Genomic DNA, 18589 nt, shown 5'->3' with positions numbered 1-18589 from the left:
TATAAAGCACCCTGCATTTAAGCAAGGTGCAAAGATTTTTATTGTGACTAGTTTCTAAAGTAATACCCGTTAGAACTCATATAATTGTACATCAGATGTCTGGCGGTTGCTTCCCAATCAATGTAAATGTAAGGGGGCAGGTTTTCAGGAATTGAGCCGTCCTGCTCTAAAATATCCTGCGCAAAGTCTTCATCTGAATTATACTGTCCGAAATAAGAATCTGAAAGGTTGTCTAATAGGTCTTCAACGTCCTTATGATAATAACTCATGCACTCTGCATAGGCTTCTATAACCTCGAAATCATAATCTGAACTATTGATTTGTTCGGCTATCTCGTAAATGTCTGCCGAAAGATGGCATTCACTGATTAGCTTTTGTTTGATAAAGAACTGATTACATTCATAGTCCTGAAACATAAACTCTGGTTCGTCTTCGTCTTGGTGTAGTTCCTGCATAGCTTGTAAAAGCTCGCCATAACTTAAATAATTTGATAATTGAAGCCATTCTCCGTAAATGCTTCCTGAATTGTACTTGCCATAAGTACCGACATAGATTTGGAAGTCCTCCAAACAATTTTGTAACTTTGTCATTGTAGATAAGTTTTAATTAGCGTTAGAATTTTTTACACTTCCCCATACAATATTAGTAGTATTGATGGGGTTTTTTGTTGATTTTATTAGTCGAAAACCATGCCAAATGTTCTAAAATTAGCATACTTTTGAATGAAACAGCAATAATATTTTGAATCCGTAGGAAATCTCTTGAAAACTGTTCTAACTTTGGATTGTAGTCTAAAAATGTTCAAAAAAGTGTTGAGGTTTTTAGATCGTTCGAAAAACTTTTACTCGGTTGTCAAGAGATGGGGGGGTACTACCGAAAACTCGCCTTACCCTTCCCCCCTTAGACTAATATGGGTACTCTTTCCAGACATATAATAAAGATTTCTAAATAGGGTATTTGCTCTATCATTAAAGCAAATTTGAACAATGTCAAAAAATAATACACTTTTATGGGAAACCACATACAGGGGATATTTTTTTTTACTATAATTACTCACTCTAACAAATAGTTGGAATAAAAACTAAAATAATCAAACTATGAAAGAAAGAACAGCTATTGATACAATAAAAGGTTATTTCTATCAATTCGATCTTGCTATTGTAAAATTATTAGAATTGAAAAAAGATACCGAAACAATTGTTATTGAAGGAATTGAAGATATTGATATAAACACTGCCACTGAAGAAACAGCAATTCAATGTAAATATCACGCCAAAAAAGAATATAATCATTCAGTTATTGCAAAGCCAATTCGATTAATGCTTGACCATTATAAAGAAGTTATAGAAGGAGCTAAGAAACAGATAAATTATAAACTTTATGGATATTTTGAATCGGGACAGGCAAAGCTAACACTGCCAATAGATTCAACTTTTCTTAAAAAGCATTTTCTAACTTACACAGAAAAAAAAGTTGAATATTATCACCATATAAAGCACAATCTTACTGATAATGAACTAGATGATTTTATTTCTTTACTTGAAATAAATATTAATGCAATGGAATACCAAAGTCAAGTCAAAAAAATTTCAACATTATTAATTAGTCAGTTTGGCTGTAAAGCTTTTGAAGCAGAGCACTTTTTCTATAATAATGCTCTTAAAGTCATAAAAGAACTTTCGATTGAAGATGATGTAAAAAAAAGAAAAATTAGCAAGTCGGAGTTTTTGAAAAAAATTGATTTAAAAAGAATTCTGTTTAACGAATGGTTTATTACATATAAGGGCGAAGCAAAATTATTTACAGAACTGAGAACTCAATATTTTACAGCTTTAAACATTTCTCCCTTTGAACGTTTTTTTATAATTGAAATACCAACGACAAATTATGTACGAACAGAATTAAAAGATATAATATTCACTATTTCAAAAAAATGGTCTAAACTTTCAAAAAGAGAACAAAAACCATTCTGTCCATACATTTACTTACATAATATTCCTCATAAAGAATTACTTGAGCTGAAAAAAGAACTTTATTCGGAAGATTTTATATTTATAGATGGGTTCGATTTTGATGGAGCAGAATTTAGTGTAAAATCAATATGTAAAACAGCTAATAATGACAATTCTATAAAATTTAAATTACTCAACAAATTTGAACATATTAATCTTACATTGAATGAGATAAATAAAACAAAGGAAATTTATCAATTCTATTGTACAAATCCTTTTTTTAATTCTTCATACATTAACGTGAAGCATGTACAAATTCAAATTTCACAATTAACTGACATCAAAAAAATCGTATAATATGGCACAAGAGACTGAAAAAATAAACGCAGAAGTAATTGCGGTCTATCCAGACAAAATAAAAATTGTTGTTGATAGCCTTGAAGATTTTCGGATAGCAGGAGAAGCATTACAAGTTGGTTCTTATCTTAAAATTTCGGACAATGAAAATGCTATATTAATGGCAATCATCGAAAATTTTTCAATAATTGTAAATGAAGCGGGAAAAAGAGATTATGCAATTGAAGCACTTCCTTTGGGAATGATAAGAGGAGGTAAATTTATTAGGGGTGGAGATTCTTTAGCAATTCCTCCCAAAAAAGTTGAACCAGCCACAGAAGAAGAGATAAAAAAGATATATGACCAATACATTGACCCAAAAGAAAAATTTACTTTTGCTTCTTTATCTTCCAATCCAAATATCCGCATATCAGTAAATGGGAATAAATTTTTCAACAAACATGTTGCAATAGTAGGCTCAACAGGCTCAGGAAAATCTCATACATTATCTACAATCATACAGAAAGCTATTGCTGAGAAAAATGGAAGCTTTTCAATTAACAATTCTCATATTATTGTATTTGACATTCATTCTGAATACAAATCTGCATTTCCAACAGCTAATTTTATTGACATTAAAAATTTAGTGCTGCCTTACTGGCTTTTAAATAGCGAAGAACTTGAAGAATTTTTTTTAGATACAGAGGCAAATGACCATAATCAAAAATTCATTTTTAAAGAAGCAATTGTTGCTGACAGAAAAAAACATTTTAAAGGAGTAGAAACTAATAAAAATAAAATTCATTATGATTCACCATTGTATTTTGATATTAATTATGTATTAGAGTATGCAAAAGAAAAAAATACTGAGGTAATTGGAACAGGAGAAGAATATGTTTCAGGAGCAAAAAAAGGTCAGGAAAAAACCACTCAAGGTAGCCTGTATGGAAAATTAACCAATTTTGTAAATAGATTAGAAAATAAGATAAATGATAATCGACTAGATTTTTTACTTGGACAAAAATCAAAAGACATAACTTTTGAAGAAACATTAAATCAACTTGTTGGTTATCAAACAGACAAACAGTCTAATGTTACTGTTATTGATTTAAGTGGCGTTCCCTTTGAGGTTTTAAGTATTACAGTTTCTTTAATTTCAAGAATGGTTTTTGAGTATGGCTATTTCTACAAAAGGTTAAGAAATGCGAAAGATCCAAATGAGAAAATAAACAATGACATTCCTATTTTACTCGTTTATGAAGAAGCTCATAAATATGTCCCTAACAGTGATTTGGTAAAATATCGTTCATCTAAAAAATCCATAGAAAGAATTGCAAAAGAGGGCAGAAAATATGGTGTTACCTTACTTCTTGCAAGTCAAAGACCATCTGAGATTTCTGAAACAATATTTTCACAATGTAATAACTTCATTGCCATGCGCTTAACAAACCCTGTTGACCAAGGTTATGTTAAGAAACTTCTTCCAGATACATTAGGAACTTTAGTTGATAAAATGCCATCATTGAAACAGGGCGAAGCACTACTTGTTGGAGAATCAATTATTTTACCTTCCATTGTTCAAATTGACAGGTGTGCAAACGAACCATCATCTAATGATATACCATATTGGGAGCTATGGAAGGAAGAATGGAAAAATATGAACATTGAAGAAATTAAAAATGAATGGTATAGCTAAAATAAAACAATAAAAAATATAAAAAGATCCACAGGATATGGATTTTTTTCTCATTTTTGTAATTCGTGAAATAACGGTTTAATTATTGATATAGAAAAATTTATCTAAAAAGCTATCAGGCTATTTTAGAAGACATCAACGATAAAAGTGAAAACTTTTTTTGCTAACGCTCAAGTAAACGGCTAATTTATGTAAAAGCACAGAAAGCAAAAACAAGTGAGCACCTTCCTATATGGCAGGTTGCTCTCTGTTTTTTGTGCTTAGGTTTTAGCCGACCTTCTTGATGAGAACAGTAGAGTTTACCTGCTTTTTTCGTTGCTCAAAATGAAATAAAATTTATAAAAATATGAGCAACACAAATGAGGGCGGATGCTTACCCGTATTAGCATTTATCCTTTACGCAGTCGTTATTATTGGTTCGGGAGTTCTTTCTTGGAATTTGACTGAGCCACAATCTTTTCTCGGAGCAATCGGATTTATGATTGTCTGGGGAATTCTTTCCTACATAGGACACTTTATTCTCATTGGAATTATTGCATTATTATCTGAAAAATAAGTCATTATGAAAAAAATTTACTTATTAATGGCTTTTTGCACAGTAGTTAGCTGTAAAAAACGAGACACTTGGGATGATGTTTATATGAACTCCGATTCCATTAGCACTGATACTACTTATCAGGCTTCTACACCTATTTTTAACGATTCTACATCTATTATTCAAGATACAATACCAACCGCTCAAACAAAGCCTAAATATGCAATTATATGGGCTATAATAGCTCCCAATAGTGATTCTGTACTTACTATAGAGAATATGTCTCGCTATCAAAGTATTGGTAGTGACGTTATTGAAATGATAGACATAAGTGAAGATGCTAAGTATAAAAAAATGGACGAGTTCGAGAAAACACTTTACAAAGACGGTGCTGTTCCCACAGGAATGAATATCAGAAAAAGAAAAATTCTTGTATTTGACAGTTACGCCGAAGCCTCAAAACAAAGAGAAGAATTTATCAAATAAAATATAGTATTATGAAAAAATTAATTTTTACACTTTCGTTGGTTGTATTGCCATTATTCTCATGCTCATCATCTGATAATGACGAACAGACAACCAACCCTACAACCGTAAACAACAAAATCAATCCTCCTGCATGGATTATTGGAAAATGGACTAGCTATTTAGGAGATACAGCTTATCAATCTTACACCTTTTCAAACGGTGATATTGTTATGTCGATGGGTGGATATTCTCAGAGCTACAAGTATATTGCTGATAACGGAGGGTATTCTCAAACGTCAAGTGATACAGAATTTACTTTCATTCTTGCTAATGGTGGAGTTTCTCAAATTTTCAAATTCAAAAAAGTAACAGCAACAAAACTCAACTTTGATAACGGAAACAGTATTACAGAATTTATAAAAGAATAACAACATGAAAAAATTACTATTTACTCTTGCATTGGCGTTGCCAACACTTTATTTTGCACAAGACACACAGAAAGATAAAAAGTGTGATTTACCGTCAAACTATCAAGAACCAGCTCCCGATAAGAAAATCCAATCTTTTTTGAAAAAAGTTGATGCAACGATTGAAGACCTTAGAAAACACGTTGCAATAGACAATGATTGCGAGGAAAAAGATGTTGTTTTCTTGCGAATTTCTGAGCAGAAAGGCAATGGGATTTATGAATTATGCGCAAACGGTAAACCTATGAAATACAAGAGAATGGGCTCAGTATTTATGAAAAACAGTGAAAATCCATTTGATGTAGCAAAATGATACTGCAATTACAAAAGCAAACCACTTGTTTTCCAGCAATGGAGTTTAAACCATACAGCATTTGGGATGATGTATTGCTTATTTTGATGTTATTTTCAATCCTTGTTTTGTATATTGGTTGCGCATACTATTTAATGTTTGGCTTGAAAATCGTAATCAATGCATTAAAGAAATAACTCAAAAAGAAAAATTACTAAATACTTTAAAACCTGTCTATAACACGACAGGTTTTGTCGCTACTCACATATTATTTTTTTCTTAAAAAAGCAAAAAAACTACCTCGTTTAACCGAGATAGTGCTTAATACTTTGGCTTTGAACTATCAAAATCGCACCAAATTGATAAAATTATACAATTTACATCTCCCTATAACAAAACCCACTGAAAATCATCTTAAAACCATTATAAGCATACCATTTTGGATGCAACTCTACTCGTTTTTTTATAGTCAGTTTGAAAATCGTGAGTTTTCCATTTTTCTTTTTCTATTTTAGGTATTAAACCTGTGTATTCATACATATAGTGAAGTATAAAAGTTTTCAAAATATGTCCGTACTCAACCGTTGTACTAACGGAATCCGTTTAAAGTTATTCAATTTGTTGATAACTGTCAGATTTAGTATTGACTAATTCGCTTACATCTTAGTGGAGAGTATCGCTTAATTTTAATTGTTTCAAAATACCAATAATTTAATAATGATTAATTCAAAGAATTAGGTGTTCGTTTTTCTTCCTTTTTAATTTCTTCTTGAAGCCTCTCTAGTTCTTTTTTCAGGTAATTTAATCTTTCTTCACTCGGGAATTTTTCTGAAAACAACTCAATTAGTTTTTTTTGCAAAATAGGTTCATCAATTAATTGAATTATATTTTTACATTCTTCAACTTTCATCTCGTTATTCTGTCCATTTAAAAAATCAATTACTTCATTAATTTTCTTTATTGCAAAATCTCCAATTAATCCGTTATCGATGAAAAAAGAGTCTGATAAAAGAGTAGATATATTTGCTGCGAAAGTATTTTGCTGTTTAAAATCTCTAGTTTTTCCGCCATCTAAAAAAAGAACATTTTGCTTAGGAATATCGGATAGAATAAAAGGAGAATGGGTGAGAAAAATAATATTCAGTTTATTAACATAAGCACCATTTAGAACTTTAATATTATCTAACAAATCTCTAATAAATGATTTTTGAAACTGAGGATGAAAATATAGTTCAATCTCATCGAAAATAATATTTATATTATTATATCGAATTAAATTTTCATTCTTATTCTCTCCTCCTCCTTTGCGACTTATTGAATAAAGATTTCTCAGATGATATATGACAGAACTTATACTAAATATTTTTTGCTTTTCACCCGAACTAAGATTTGAAAAAGTATTTTCTGTAGTTAATTCTTTTGAAAAATAAAGTTCTGTCTCAAAAAAAGAGGGTAATGATTCATTAATTGAAAACTCTAAATCAAAAAGGGAGTTTCCATCTTTGTCTTTAATTACATCTTTTATTTGATTTAAATTACTAGAAATTTTATTGTATAGAGAATCTACTTCCATTATTTCTTGTAAATCCTTTTCACATAAGTAACCCGAAATTGTATAATAAAGTGCTTGCCTCAATTTAAAAGTATTGTGGCTTGTATCATGGGATAATAAATAAAAATAATATTTTAGATTATCATCATTAATTATTGTAACTTCTTTATGACTATAATATTGCTCATCTATATTTTCTTTGAAATTTTGTACATACCCCCTATAAATAGAATAGTTTGTTATTTTATAAACTTTATACAAAATATATTCTAGAGCATATTCATAAAAATCGTTATTAGTGTTCGGTATTTTCTTTTCTCCATAGAATGACTCTAATAAACTTCTCAAAATGGATTCTTTTTCTTGTTTCGAGTTTGTGAAAGAACTTTTAAGTTTATTATTTGAAAAATTAAACTTATTAGTATTGAGGCTTATTTTAAGATAAGAAATTTCCTTTTTGTCAGATACTTTTCGTAATTCTTTTTTTTCAAGAATATTTACTAAAAATCTTGACTTTGTAAGACTTTTTTCTATATTAATGTCAATATTACCCTTGCTTCTATATGGATTAATCACAACAGGAAGTTGATAACCATCATTCTTATGGAATACTCCATGAATCCAATCTCCTATTTCCTTATTGTTGAATCCATAAAATGAATAATTAACAATCATAGAATAAAAAAAATCTTCAAGAAAATCCTCCTCATAATTTGACTTCAAAATCAAATCAGAATCAAATGTTGAAGACTTTTCATATTTATCCTTATATTTCAAATAATCTGTAAAATTGAAAGAATTACCACTAAGCACAATCTTTCGAATCATCATCTTTTTTGATTCGGCATAGGGTTTCAATTTTCCATCAGTTCCAATAAATAATCTATTCATTTTAGAAATGTAATAGATTTCCAAATGTAGATTTGAAAGGTCTATATTTATACTATTTTTGAATTTATCCTTTGCATCAGAATTATTAAAAAGGTCATCAGGATTTATAAATTTATCATTTAAAATTAGTGATGTTTTTACTATTGCTTTAATCAATAGTTCAATTATCGCACTTTTTCCACTACCATTTTTCCCCACAATAGCTCCCACAGTAATAGTTTGAGTGTCATTTGAATTAAAAAGGTTTTCAGGAACTTCACTATTTTCAGTAATAACCTCATCGTCAGTGGAAAAACGATAATTATTATAAAATTGATAAAGGTGTCCTTCTTGGAGGTTTTTAAGTCCTTCACAGTTCTCTAATGGGCGTATTGCTAAGATTTTAAAATTCATTTTTTAAGTTTTAAACTACCTGTATTAAATGCAATGTCTTTAGTTAATTTTGATAATGGCCGTTTGTGAAACAATTTTTCATCAAAAAAATTCCCATAAGCTATTTGATAGGCCTCTTCTAGCGTTAATTTAGCTTTGGGGAATGTATTTATAAGTACATCAATATATTTATCGTTTGAAATATATCGCCTCTTTAGTATTTCTTGTACTAAATCTTTATGTTGATTAACTAATAAGCTCTCTTCAAATACAGATATATTATTTTCAAATCGCTTCTTTGTATCTATATCCTTAGCTACACTATAATCAATTATAATATTTAAATCTTGACTTTCCCCAATCGCACCTAGATAACTATCAGGTTCATAATTATATTTAAAAAGTTGAGAACTTGATATATTTTCATAAGGTGAAATATAAGCCGAATATGAAAAATTCACATCACCCTTGCAATCACTATTACAAACCCTACAAGATGGTATTAGATTAAAAAAGTTTAATGCTAATAGTGGATTGTATTTTTGAGGTAAAAAATGGTCTAACTGTGGACGTGTTAATTTTTCAGAGCCTTTGGTTAAAGTAAAAGTGTATTGCTTATTACAGTAACAACAAACATTAATACCCAAACCTAAAGTAAGTTTATAAGCATTCCACTCTGTACTTGGTTTCAATGCTATAAACCAATCGTAATCAAAAATTTTCTCTAATAAGAATTTTATTGGTTCATAAATTTTTTTAAGCGTTGAATAGTATCTGAAATAACTTTCTTTTCTTTGGCTTAAATCAAGCTGTAATAAATTAAAATCTGAATGTTCTGTAGATTTAAGCCTCTTTAAAAGTAAAATTACGGTATCGAAATCTTTCTTTACTACTTTAAAATTTTTATCATATTTTAATTTAGTATATGCTTTTTTTGAAAAATTATGCGGTCTCTTAAAAATAGTTTTAATAAATGACTCATATTGTGTATGATGGAGCAATCTAGATGAAGTTATTTTACTTTCGATTGTTTTCCCTCCTATTTTTTTTCCATTTATTTCATTGAGTACAGTAAACAAATGTATATAGAAGTCCAATCTTTTATTAATTTCTTTAAAAATAAACTTGTTATGTTGTTCTTTTAGAGTTTGGATTTGTTTTTCATCCACACACTGCCTAATACTAATCATTATTCAGTTAAAATATTATGTATTAAAAAAACACTAAACATTACAAATACTGTAAATGCTCTGTTGTTAAAATCTTTAATTCAAGAAAACCATTATTGCTTTTTATTAATCCAAACACCGCAAATCCTTTATTCATCGAATTTTGGGGTAGCTCCTTATAATGTTTAATTTGATTTTCTGAAAGTTGTATAGAAAACTTGAAATTTTCTTTAACTCGAAATATTAGTTTCTTTATTTTAAATTTTTTGCCTGTTGTTGAATTCATGCGTTCATAATCCTTGCTCTCAATATTAGCAATTCCCCAAATTATTAGGTAATTGTCAATAAATTCTTCTTTTTTACCTAAAAGTCTATTAATACTAACTCTTGGTATTCTATCATATTTGTACTCGTTTGATGAGATTTTTAATTGATTTGTTGAAGTCTTTTTAATTGAATTTTCAACTGTTACATTTTCAATTATTTCATTTTTTATTAGTAAATTAATAGCACCTTGTAGATTATTATTAATTAGAAATTTTAATCTTTTTTCATCTTCATTATTTTTACTTTCAATAAGTTTATTGAGGTTTTTCTTAGTAATATAATCTTCATAATGCTGACAATCTTCTAAGTGTGCTTGTTTACTATTTGAAGCGTAGTAAGGAAATACATTTTGTTTACGCACAATATGTAATGGTGCTGTAAGGCATTCAGGACAGTATATTTTTTCATAATGAATTTTATCAATGTAGTCCTTAATTTCTACATTCTTTTTTTCAATTTTATAATACGCTTCTTCAAATGTTGGCATTTTCTGTCTTCTTTAATAGTTTTGAACTTCTCCATTTATCGGGAAAATAAGGGATTTGGAAATAGATATGAGCAAGATTTTTTAAAAAATAATAACCTGCTTTATCTGTTCTATATTCGTATTGAAATTCCTCAATTCTTTTTTGAAAATCAAGTTTGAATGCTTCAAAGTTCATTTCCTCATGTAAATCAATAAAAAGTTTTATATCTCTTTGATAACCATCATTTAGTCTTGGATTTGAAAACAATTGCTCCTCTAAATCATCTTCTATATTCTCTATTAAATGAGTTGAGGTAGAGTTTATTCCATGATGAGGGGTAAAAATACCTAAGTCTATTTTATTATCAATGACGAACTTTCGAATATCTTTATACTCTTGCTCTAAATCCAATATTGCAATATATTCCAATAGAACCGCTAAAAGAGGACTTGTACTATCGGAGTAATAAACTGGTTTTTCTCCCGTAATTGTAAAACGAATTACATTTTCATAACTATTATTAGCATCGGGTAATCTTCCATACTTTTCTTTTCCATTAACAATATAGCTTAATACACTTTTTAAGTAATTTATTGCACTTTGTTTATCATCAAGAAGTAAATAGAGATTTAAAATATCAACAATTGGGATAGAGTTTATATCTACCAATGGACGAAAAGAAACACTATTTGCATTAATTACAGAAGTTAAAATTTCTTTGACAGTATTTTTGTTTACATTGGGATTCTCAAAATCAATATTTAACAGGAATGTTAGATATTCTAAATATTCAAATGTTCGTTTTGTATATCCTATTTGTTCATATCTTCCCGAATTTTCATAAGATAAACCATTCTGAATTTTTGCCAATGGTAAAGTTCTTTTAAAATACTCGGTTAGTATTGATAAATAGAATGTTAATACATTATTAAAGTGAGCAATAATCTTTTTATCATTTTCTAATTTATTTTTTAAAATCCAATGCCAGTATTTTAGAATTAAATGCGTTAAATATCTCTTCGCAATATCAAGGTTATTATAATCCTTAGCTTCCGTATAGATAATAAATGAGATTAATTTCAAAGTCTCAAATAGTAAAATCCATTCTCTTTTTTTCTTGTTCCAACCTTGCCATTCATTTTTACTAAATAAATCATCTAATAGTTTTATAAAATCCTCTGAAATATGATTAGAAGCGTTTAAGTTAATTAGAACTTTATTGAAAAGTTTTGTAGTATTTTGGTCAGTTAAAAGATAAGCTCCGAATAAATGATTTGAAAACTCTAAACTTAATCGCTCAATGTCCCAACGGTCAAATTCAATACCTCCATTAGTAGGAAATTCTTTAGAAATAAACCCCGTAAACGTTTTTCTTGCATTTGCTTTTAGCTCCCCATTATGAACAAGCACTACTTTTTGAGGTAGTGTATTAAAATCTTTATAGGTAGTTTCAAAATCCGCATATTTTGCCTCCCGTAAAGACATCATAATTCCGTCGTTTTTCGTTAAAACAACGGAATTAATATCTCTATCATTACCACCTTTTAGTTCAAAGTAAAATCGCTTTTTTATACCGTCATTATCTTTTCCTACTGCAACTATGTCTTTACCATATTCGGGCAACCCCTTATTTTCTGTCGGTTTGGTTAAAATTTCAAATCCTAAAGAAGTTAATAGCATGGGAAATATTCTATTAAGTTCTCTTTCCTCTGTTAAAGATTCGAGGTAGGATTTAACTATAATTGGCTTTATGTTCATTCTGTGATATTCAAATTATGATCATATAAATCAGGGTTAAGATAACTACTACTATCTATAAGCATACTGCTTTTGATTAATGACATTGGAGTAGGTTCTTTATCATCAAACTTGAAAGAGTTTCCTCTAACAATAATATTAGTTTTAACCATTTCCATAAAAGTCCCTTTTCCTGCATTTACTTCGTTCATCATTTTTGCGTGAGCTTCGTGTTCCAAACGATAAAATAAATCCATTAAATCACGTTCATTTTCATAAGGATTTAGGTCGTTAATAGATTCTTTCAACTCTTTTAGTTTATAATAATCTTCTAATGCTTTTTTAATTGGATTTAAAAACTCTTTGTCTCTTTTTGTTTTACCTATACTAATTTCTATTTCTTTATAGATTGTCTCATGATAAGAGTTGAAAACTATTTGAGCTAAACTATTTTGAATATGCTCTCGTACACCTCTCAATTTGGAATTTCTTAATGGCAGAATTAAAGGCAATAGCTTATCGAATGAATGAGGATATTTACAAATGTTATTTATGGCATTTAGTTGACATTCTACCTTATCCAATTTTAATAAATCTACATGGTATATACCAAAATGTGAACTAAGTATCACTTTTACGCCAAGTACCCCAAGAAAAGAGTATTGCTTAAAAAGATTTAAAATGCATTCCTCTGTTTTAATATGATTTTTATTCCAAAATTCACTGATACCGTTTTCAAATAAATCCATAGGAAAATTATGATTACGGTCTTTGTCGAATAACCTCATCATAATATCAAAAATATATACTGGTTCAGAAAAATGGTAGAAAAAATGCTTTATTACTGCAAAATTTCCTGTTTTTGAAAGATACAAATGTAGTAAGCCGTACTTTTCTGATTCAAATCCATTTAACATAGAAATATCATGAAAAACACTATTTATTATCTCGTCTGTGCCATTATTTAGAAATTCCAAATAGAATATAAAAGACTGTTTTAAAATGGCTTCTGTTGTCTTTTTATTTTCGACGATATTTTGGATAAGATATGATTGCTGATGAGCAATATCTACGTCTTTAATTTCTATCTCTCCAATTTGATTATATGCTTTCTCTATATCGATTTCGTTTTGAAAATTTAGCCTACCTAAAATAAATAAACACTCACTATAATTTTTATCTTTTAGACTTGTTGCTTTATCAATAGCAGTTAAATCTCCTGAATTATAAGCTCCGATTAATAAATCTGATATAAACCTTTCCTTAACATTATTTTCTAAAGCATATTTTAATAGTTTATTGCCAAAACTTAAATCTTGCTTAAAAGAATTACGCAGGAACATAATAATATCATGTTCAGCATATTTATCATCCAATTTGCTGAATATCTCAAAAATTTCCTTTTCAGAATAATCTGAATTTGGCAAAAAATCAAAAAAACTTCTTTCAAAAGAGAATAAATGCTTTTCTCTATTATCCTTGTCAAGTGATTGTAAAAAACTCTTTATATCTAAACCGTTTTTATGTAAAACATAGAGTGCAAATCCTTTAAACCCCTTTATAATATGGCTAAAAGAGTTAATAATTCTTTCACAATTATATTCTTTTTTAAGCGTCTCTTCAAATTTATCAACAAACTTGAATGCTTCCGAAATATCATTTGGTAATTGATTGTTTAATTTTTCAGTAGCAGTTTTCAGTACAATATCTTGTAATTTATTAGAATTTTGTTCTAATTCTAATATTCCTCTTTCTGTATCAATTTCATATAATATTCCAAGTTTAATTAGCTCCTTATATTGTGGGATTTCTTGTTTTGAAAATTGAGATTTTCGAGTTTTAAAGTAATAATCTAAAAACGCTCTAATAATTTGTTTTTCTGTGTCTTTTGCCATCTAACAAAGTTACAAAATTTACAAGTTAAAAACTCCGCACACTAATTTATCTAGAATAAAAAATCATCATGATATTCCACAATTATTTTGCTTATCAAATTAATTACAAGCAAAATAATTAATTTTCAAATATTTTTAATAAATATTCCAAAATTGCCTTTATTGTTCCACTAAAACTAGGGAATCTTTTAAATTTACTTTCGCTTTAATGCTTTTGGTAACAGTTCCTCTATAACTATCTTTACCTTTATAGGTCATTACAATCCCTACATAACTCCCATTTATCCCAAACCTTGTTTCGATGTGTTCAAAACTTCTAGGTTCATCCATTCTGATTAAGGACTTTTGTTCGATTACGTTTAATTCTTTTTGAGAATTTATTACTTTTCATTTATAAAATTAAACACAATAAAGTAGAAGAAAATCATTCTCCTACTTCATTTTTTAAGCTCTCAGCCTTTAATCTTCTGACCGTATTAAGAACGCTACGGTAGTATTTTTCAATCGTATTTTTACACCTGCCTGAAACTGTTCGTAACGTTTTTTGAGTGATTTTCGGGTACTTTTCATAATCCCAGCTCAACACACAATCCACTAAACTTTTAAAGGTATTTTCAGACCTTTCATTTCCTAAAATCTTACCATTAATTTTTCGCTTTTCGTCTATTGTATTAATTTTAGCACCATAAACAACCCTTCTTTTAGCATTATTTCTTGGGTTGACATTTCCTCTTAAATTGTAAATTTTAGTAGCTATATGGTCTATTTCCTCCCATTCAAGAGGTGGGTTACAACATTTCGTATTGTATTTTTGTAGATAACGTTTAAAGTTAGTAAAACCAGCATCAGGATTTATTGAAATAAGACAATAGGCGTAAGAACTTACCCTCTGATTCCTTAATCCTTCAGGAACAATTTTACGTGGGGCAAAGCATTTACAATATTCTACTTTTTCTTTTCCAAAATCATAATATCCTTCTTTGTTAAATTCAAAATCTTTTTCTTCCAATACGTCAGATAAATTATTGAATCTAATATTACCCCCATTGAGAGAGTAACCTAATTTTTTATTTTTATTACTATTAAAATGGGGGAGTTTTTTAACTGCGTGTAAAACAGTTGTATTAAACTCTAATAAATCAATTTCAACAGCATTTTCATTGTAGTGTGCTTCTGTATCAAAACTGATAATGTTCACTCGACTACAATCATTGCATGATTTATCATAAGGGATACCCAATATATCTACTATATGCCCATAACTTTCCTTGAAATTCTCTTTTACAAGGTTTCTTACTTTTACGAGTAATCCAAAACCATTTCCTCCAACACTTTTCCATAATGCTGTAATATAAGTTGTGTCGTAGTTAAAGTCTTTTTCTCCGTCTATATCAAAATACAAAAATCCCGTTGATTCATTTGCATTTTCGGTATTGACGTAGTTATTCTTGAAAGTGTAGTTAAAACAAATTGAAGGTAATGTTATTTTTATTGCCTGATATTCTTTACTTTTTTTATCTATTTCTCGTAATTTTAATATTTGGGGGACTTCTACCCTTTTTGCATCTTTAAGATATTCAACAAACCCAGCTACGGAGTTTATTTGTCCGATAATATTTCGGTTTTTTACGTTTTGTATAACTGAAAACATAAGCTTCTTAATTTTTAGGCAATGGAAAACCATGCAAAGGAATTTCCACTGCGGATTAATATTTGTTCGATAAAATTTATTTTTTTTTAAGTCTTTAGGAAATAAGACTTTGATATAAGATAAACAGCGCTGTTTAGAAGTAATTTTACTTAAAAAAATTATTCAGTTTGTTGTTTTTCAGAATTATAAATATAATTCAAAACATCACTTCTCCTATAAATAGGGCTTTTCCCAGACTTACCAACAGGCTTTAATAAACCTTTTTTGTTCCAAAGCCAAATGGTTGTTCTCTTTTTTTTGGTAAGTTCACATACTTCAGCTATTAAGAGATGTTCGTCTTTCTCTGATTCCGCAGAATCTTTGTCTTTACTTTCTAATTTTGAAATTAATAAATCTAATTTCTCGTCTGTTTGATTTTCTGACGGAAAAGCACTCACTAATTGAGTGATAATCTCTAAGAATTTTTCTTGTTTCATAATGTTTATTTTAAATTATGATACAAAAATACTTTAGTGAATTATCCTCAATCAATGCCTGTACCTAAATAGGGACAAAAAAGGGACTCAAAAAAATTAACCGAGATATTTAACCTCTCTTTTGGGAGGCTTACAATCTCTCATTAAAGTTTTTTGAATAGTATCTTTTTTAAACTTTTTGTAATCCTCTTCATCATAAAACATAAAGTTTTTAATTATCCATTCCGAAATCTGCTCTTTGCTATCAGCAATTAGGTGACCATCCTCATAAAGTTGTTTAAAAAAATAAACAAGCATATTAGAACTTCCTCTGAAAGCAATTTCCTTGTCTACATTAGTCACCTCACCGAAAATTAGTTTTCCCAAAGATGCATTAAACTCTTCATTAATATATGGTTTAAGCGAACTAAGAACATTTTCTGGATGAAGAAATTTTATAGGCTCTTGACTTTTAGCAACTTTTTTTGCAAATGCACCTTCACTATGTAAAAAATAAGGATATTCAAACCTCAGATTCATCGCTAACTTTGTTATATTGTCTTTGTAGTTTGCAAGTACTTCTAATTTTGAATAATATTCATTTGCTAATTTTTCCAGTCCCTTATTTATAAAGCTATTATCAGACATTCGGAGCTCAACAATTTCAAGGTGAAAATCATTTTTTGCGTAAATATATTTTATATAGTTTTCTAACATTTCAAAATTAAGAGAAAAGTAATTTTGAATTTTTTGCATAGCATCACCTTCAGATAATTCGGGGATTATTTTATTGTAATCATCTAAAAATTTTGCTGTAATCTTTTCTTTTTCACCCCGATTTTCATTTTTCCTGCCATAGTACCAATAATAAATACGGGAAACATAGGCAAAATAGTTATATGATAGGAGTTTACTGTGATAGAATAGGCTTTGAAACTTTTCAGGTAAATCTGTATTTTTAAAATATTGATAATCTAATTCTACAAACTGCTCGTAATTGTAGTAAGATTCTTTGAGTTTATCCCAAAAAATCATTTCCATCTTATCGGGATTTTCTGTATATAATTCTTCAAATACTGTCTTAATATCAAATGGAAACTGTTCTTTATTGATTGAATAGATGGATTCTAGGAGAGCAATATCTTCATCTAAACTTTCAGGACTTGACATTAAAATATTTTGAAACCTATATCGAAGTTCATTAAGAAAATTGTAAAAATTGTTTATCTTTGCTTTCATAGTTTACTAAACAGGGTTAAACAAATATCGGCAAAAAAGACTTAATTTATAAATTATTGTCTCTACTTTGTCCCTCTCAAAAGTAAACATAGATTTAAATCATTGAAAATCAGAATAAAGGGATATTCCTGGAGAAACCACTGGAAATTAAACAATTTCAAACAAAACCCCTCAAATTGCACAATTGAGGGGTGTTTTTTTGCCCAGATATCAATAACAGAGATTCTCAAATTGAAGGTGAGCATAACATTTCTGTTTCATAATTATCTTTACTCAAAAAATGTAGTTAGCATTGTAAAATTACAAAAAATCAACTAAAAAGTTAGCTTTGATTTTATTCATCAGTCCCAGATTGTCATCCCGTAATATGAGAAGAAAGGATTACCAATTCTGTGCGATCATTATTTGCTCATCTTTGGGTAAAGGTTTAAAAAGATCTAAAATCTCAATTTCTGAAAATGAGTCAGCTCCTGTAAACTGCAAAATTTCATCTGGAATATACCGCTTATTATAAAAAATATCTATTGCCTTCTCATCAATATTCCTTGAAAAATTAGGAGTATCTACAGGTGTCCAGATATTCAATGGTCCACTTTTAATTTGTAAATGATCTTTCGAAATAAATAAATACTGCTCTTTAAATTTCACTTTGATTTCACATCCAGAAATGCCATTCATTATATCTGCACCAGAAACATAATCTATTATATAATCGTTCTCAAAAGAAGAATTATTTAACATTAATTTTCCATATTTCACTTCATCATTAACGGCATAATTCCAAAATATTTCTCTTACATCTCTAAAAAGTAAATATGAAAAATCTAGCTTATCATATCTTTTAATTATGCTTTGAGTGAAGTTAATATTGAAAATTTCAAGGTTTACATAAGGAATAATTATCCATTTATTATAGACAAAAATATCTTTATTATACGCTTCAGATGTATTTACTTCAAAAACATCGTCTTCTATACTAATAATCATTATTCTTTTTTAAAACTATTTCATTAATGTTGTTTTTTCACCAATAGGAGTTCCGTCTGTTTTATAATAATATCATCATACCAATCGACTATATATATAAT

General features: G+C 28.6%; 16 protein-coding genes. 6 read left to right on the top strand and 10 right to left on the bottom strand.

Going from position 1 to position 18589, the window contains the following annotated elements; genetic code table 11:
* Positions 1–47: 47 nt before the first annotated feature.
* A complete protein-coding gene (locus DRF61_RS21130) occupies positions 48–590 on the bottom strand; it encodes an antirestriction protein ArdA (RefSeq protein ID WP_111960820.1) in 543 nt (180 codons plus the stop codon).
* A gap of 507 nt (positions 591–1097) precedes the next feature.
* Between DRF61_RS21130 and DRF61_RS21125 the strand changes: the two genes are divergently transcribed.
* From DRF61_RS21125 to DRF61_RS21100, 6 genes are all read left to right on the top strand, one after another.
* Entirely contained in the window at positions 1098–2309 is a 1212-nt protein-coding gene (locus DRF61_RS21125) for a DUF4297 family anti-phage-associated protein (RefSeq protein WP_111960818.1), read from the top strand.
* A 1-nt stretch (position 2310) separates the two neighbouring features.
* Positions 2311–3984, top strand: coding sequence for an ATP-binding protein (locus DRF61_RS21120; RefSeq protein WP_111960816.1), 1674 nt, complete (start codon positions 2311–2313; stop codon positions 3982–3984).
* Positions 3985–4330: 346 nt separating this feature from the next.
* Positions 4331–4540, top strand: a complete 210-nt coding sequence (locus tag DRF61_RS21115; RefSeq protein ID WP_111960814.1) for a hypothetical protein — start codon at positions 4331–4333, stop codon at positions 4538–4540.
* Between the two features lie 6 nt (positions 4541–4546).
* Positions 4547–5005: a hypothetical protein gene (locus DRF61_RS21110; protein ID WP_111960812.1), complete on the top strand. Its 459-nt coding sequence runs from the start codon at positions 4547–4549 to the stop codon at positions 5003–5005.
* A gap of 11 nt (positions 5006–5016) precedes the next feature.
* Positions 5017–5415, top strand: a complete 399-nt coding sequence (locus tag DRF61_RS21105) for a hypothetical protein (RefSeq protein WP_111960810.1) — start codon at positions 5017–5019, stop codon at positions 5413–5415.
* 4 nt (positions 5416–5419) lie between these two features.
* Positions 5420–5767 carry a hypothetical protein gene (locus DRF61_RS21100; protein WP_111960808.1) on the top strand — a complete coding sequence of 116 codons (348 nt, stop codon included), beginning with the start codon at positions 5420–5422 and terminating at the stop codon, positions 5765–5767.
* Between the two features lie 700 nt (positions 5768–6467).
* On the opposite strand, the gene DRF61_RS21090 is transcribed toward DRF61_RS21100, so the two are convergent.
* The 9 genes from DRF61_RS21090 to DRF61_RS21050 form a co-directional block, all read right to left on the bottom strand.
* Complete coding sequence (locus tag DRF61_RS21090) at positions 6468–8582, bottom strand: ATP-binding protein (RefSeq protein WP_111960804.1); 2115 nt, start codon at positions 8580–8582, stop codon at positions 6468–6470.
* On the bottom strand, positions 8579–9730 hold the full coding sequence (locus tag DRF61_RS21085; protein ID WP_228452628.1) for a hypothetical protein: 1152 nt from the start codon (positions 9728–9730) through the stop codon (positions 8579–8581). Before DRF61_RS21085 ends, DRF61_RS21090 begins: the two co-directional genes overlap by 4 nt.
* 61 nt (positions 9731–9791) lie before the next feature.
* Positions 9792–10544: a hypothetical protein gene (locus DRF61_RS21080; protein WP_111960800.1), complete on the bottom strand. Its 753-nt coding sequence runs from the start codon at positions 10542–10544 to the stop codon at positions 9792–9794.
* Positions 10531–12282: a hypothetical protein gene (locus DRF61_RS21075; RefSeq protein WP_111960798.1), complete on the bottom strand. Its 1752-nt coding sequence runs from the start codon at positions 12280–12282 to the stop codon at positions 10531–10533. Before DRF61_RS21075 ends, DRF61_RS21080 begins: the two co-directional genes overlap by 14 nt.
* Positions 12279–14156, bottom strand: a complete 1878-nt coding sequence (locus DRF61_RS21070; protein WP_111960796.1) for a hypothetical protein — start codon at positions 14154–14156, stop codon at positions 12279–12281. Before DRF61_RS21070 ends, DRF61_RS21075 begins: the two co-directional genes overlap by 4 nt.
* 424 nt (positions 14157–14580) lie before the next feature.
* Positions 14581–15807 (bottom strand): hypothetical protein, encoded by a 1227-nt coding sequence (locus DRF61_RS21065; protein ID WP_111960794.1) that lies wholly within the window; start codon positions 15805–15807, stop codon positions 14581–14583.
* Between the two features lie 158 nt (positions 15808–15965).
* Positions 15966–16283 (bottom strand): helix-turn-helix transcriptional regulator, encoded by a 318-nt coding sequence (locus tag DRF61_RS21060; RefSeq protein ID WP_111960792.1) that lies wholly within the window; start codon positions 16281–16283, stop codon positions 15966–15968.
* Between the two features lie 96 nt (positions 16284–16379).
* Positions 16380–17432, bottom strand: coding sequence for a hypothetical protein (locus tag DRF61_RS21055; RefSeq protein WP_146897083.1), 1053 nt, complete (start codon positions 17430–17432; stop codon positions 16380–16382).
* Between the two features lie 450 nt (positions 17433–17882).
* Positions 17883–18488: a hypothetical protein gene (locus DRF61_RS21050; protein ID WP_111960788.1), complete on the bottom strand. Its 606-nt coding sequence runs from the start codon at positions 18486–18488 to the stop codon at positions 17883–17885.
* Positions 18489–18589: the final 101 nt, after the last annotated feature.

The sequence above is a fragment of the Chryseobacterium lathyri genome (assembly GCF_003290185.1).
Classification (GTDB): Bacteria; Bacteroidota; Bacteroidia; order Flavobacteriales; family Weeksellaceae; genus Chryseobacterium; species Chryseobacterium lathyri.
This window is presented reverse-complemented; position numbering and strand designations above follow the sequence as displayed.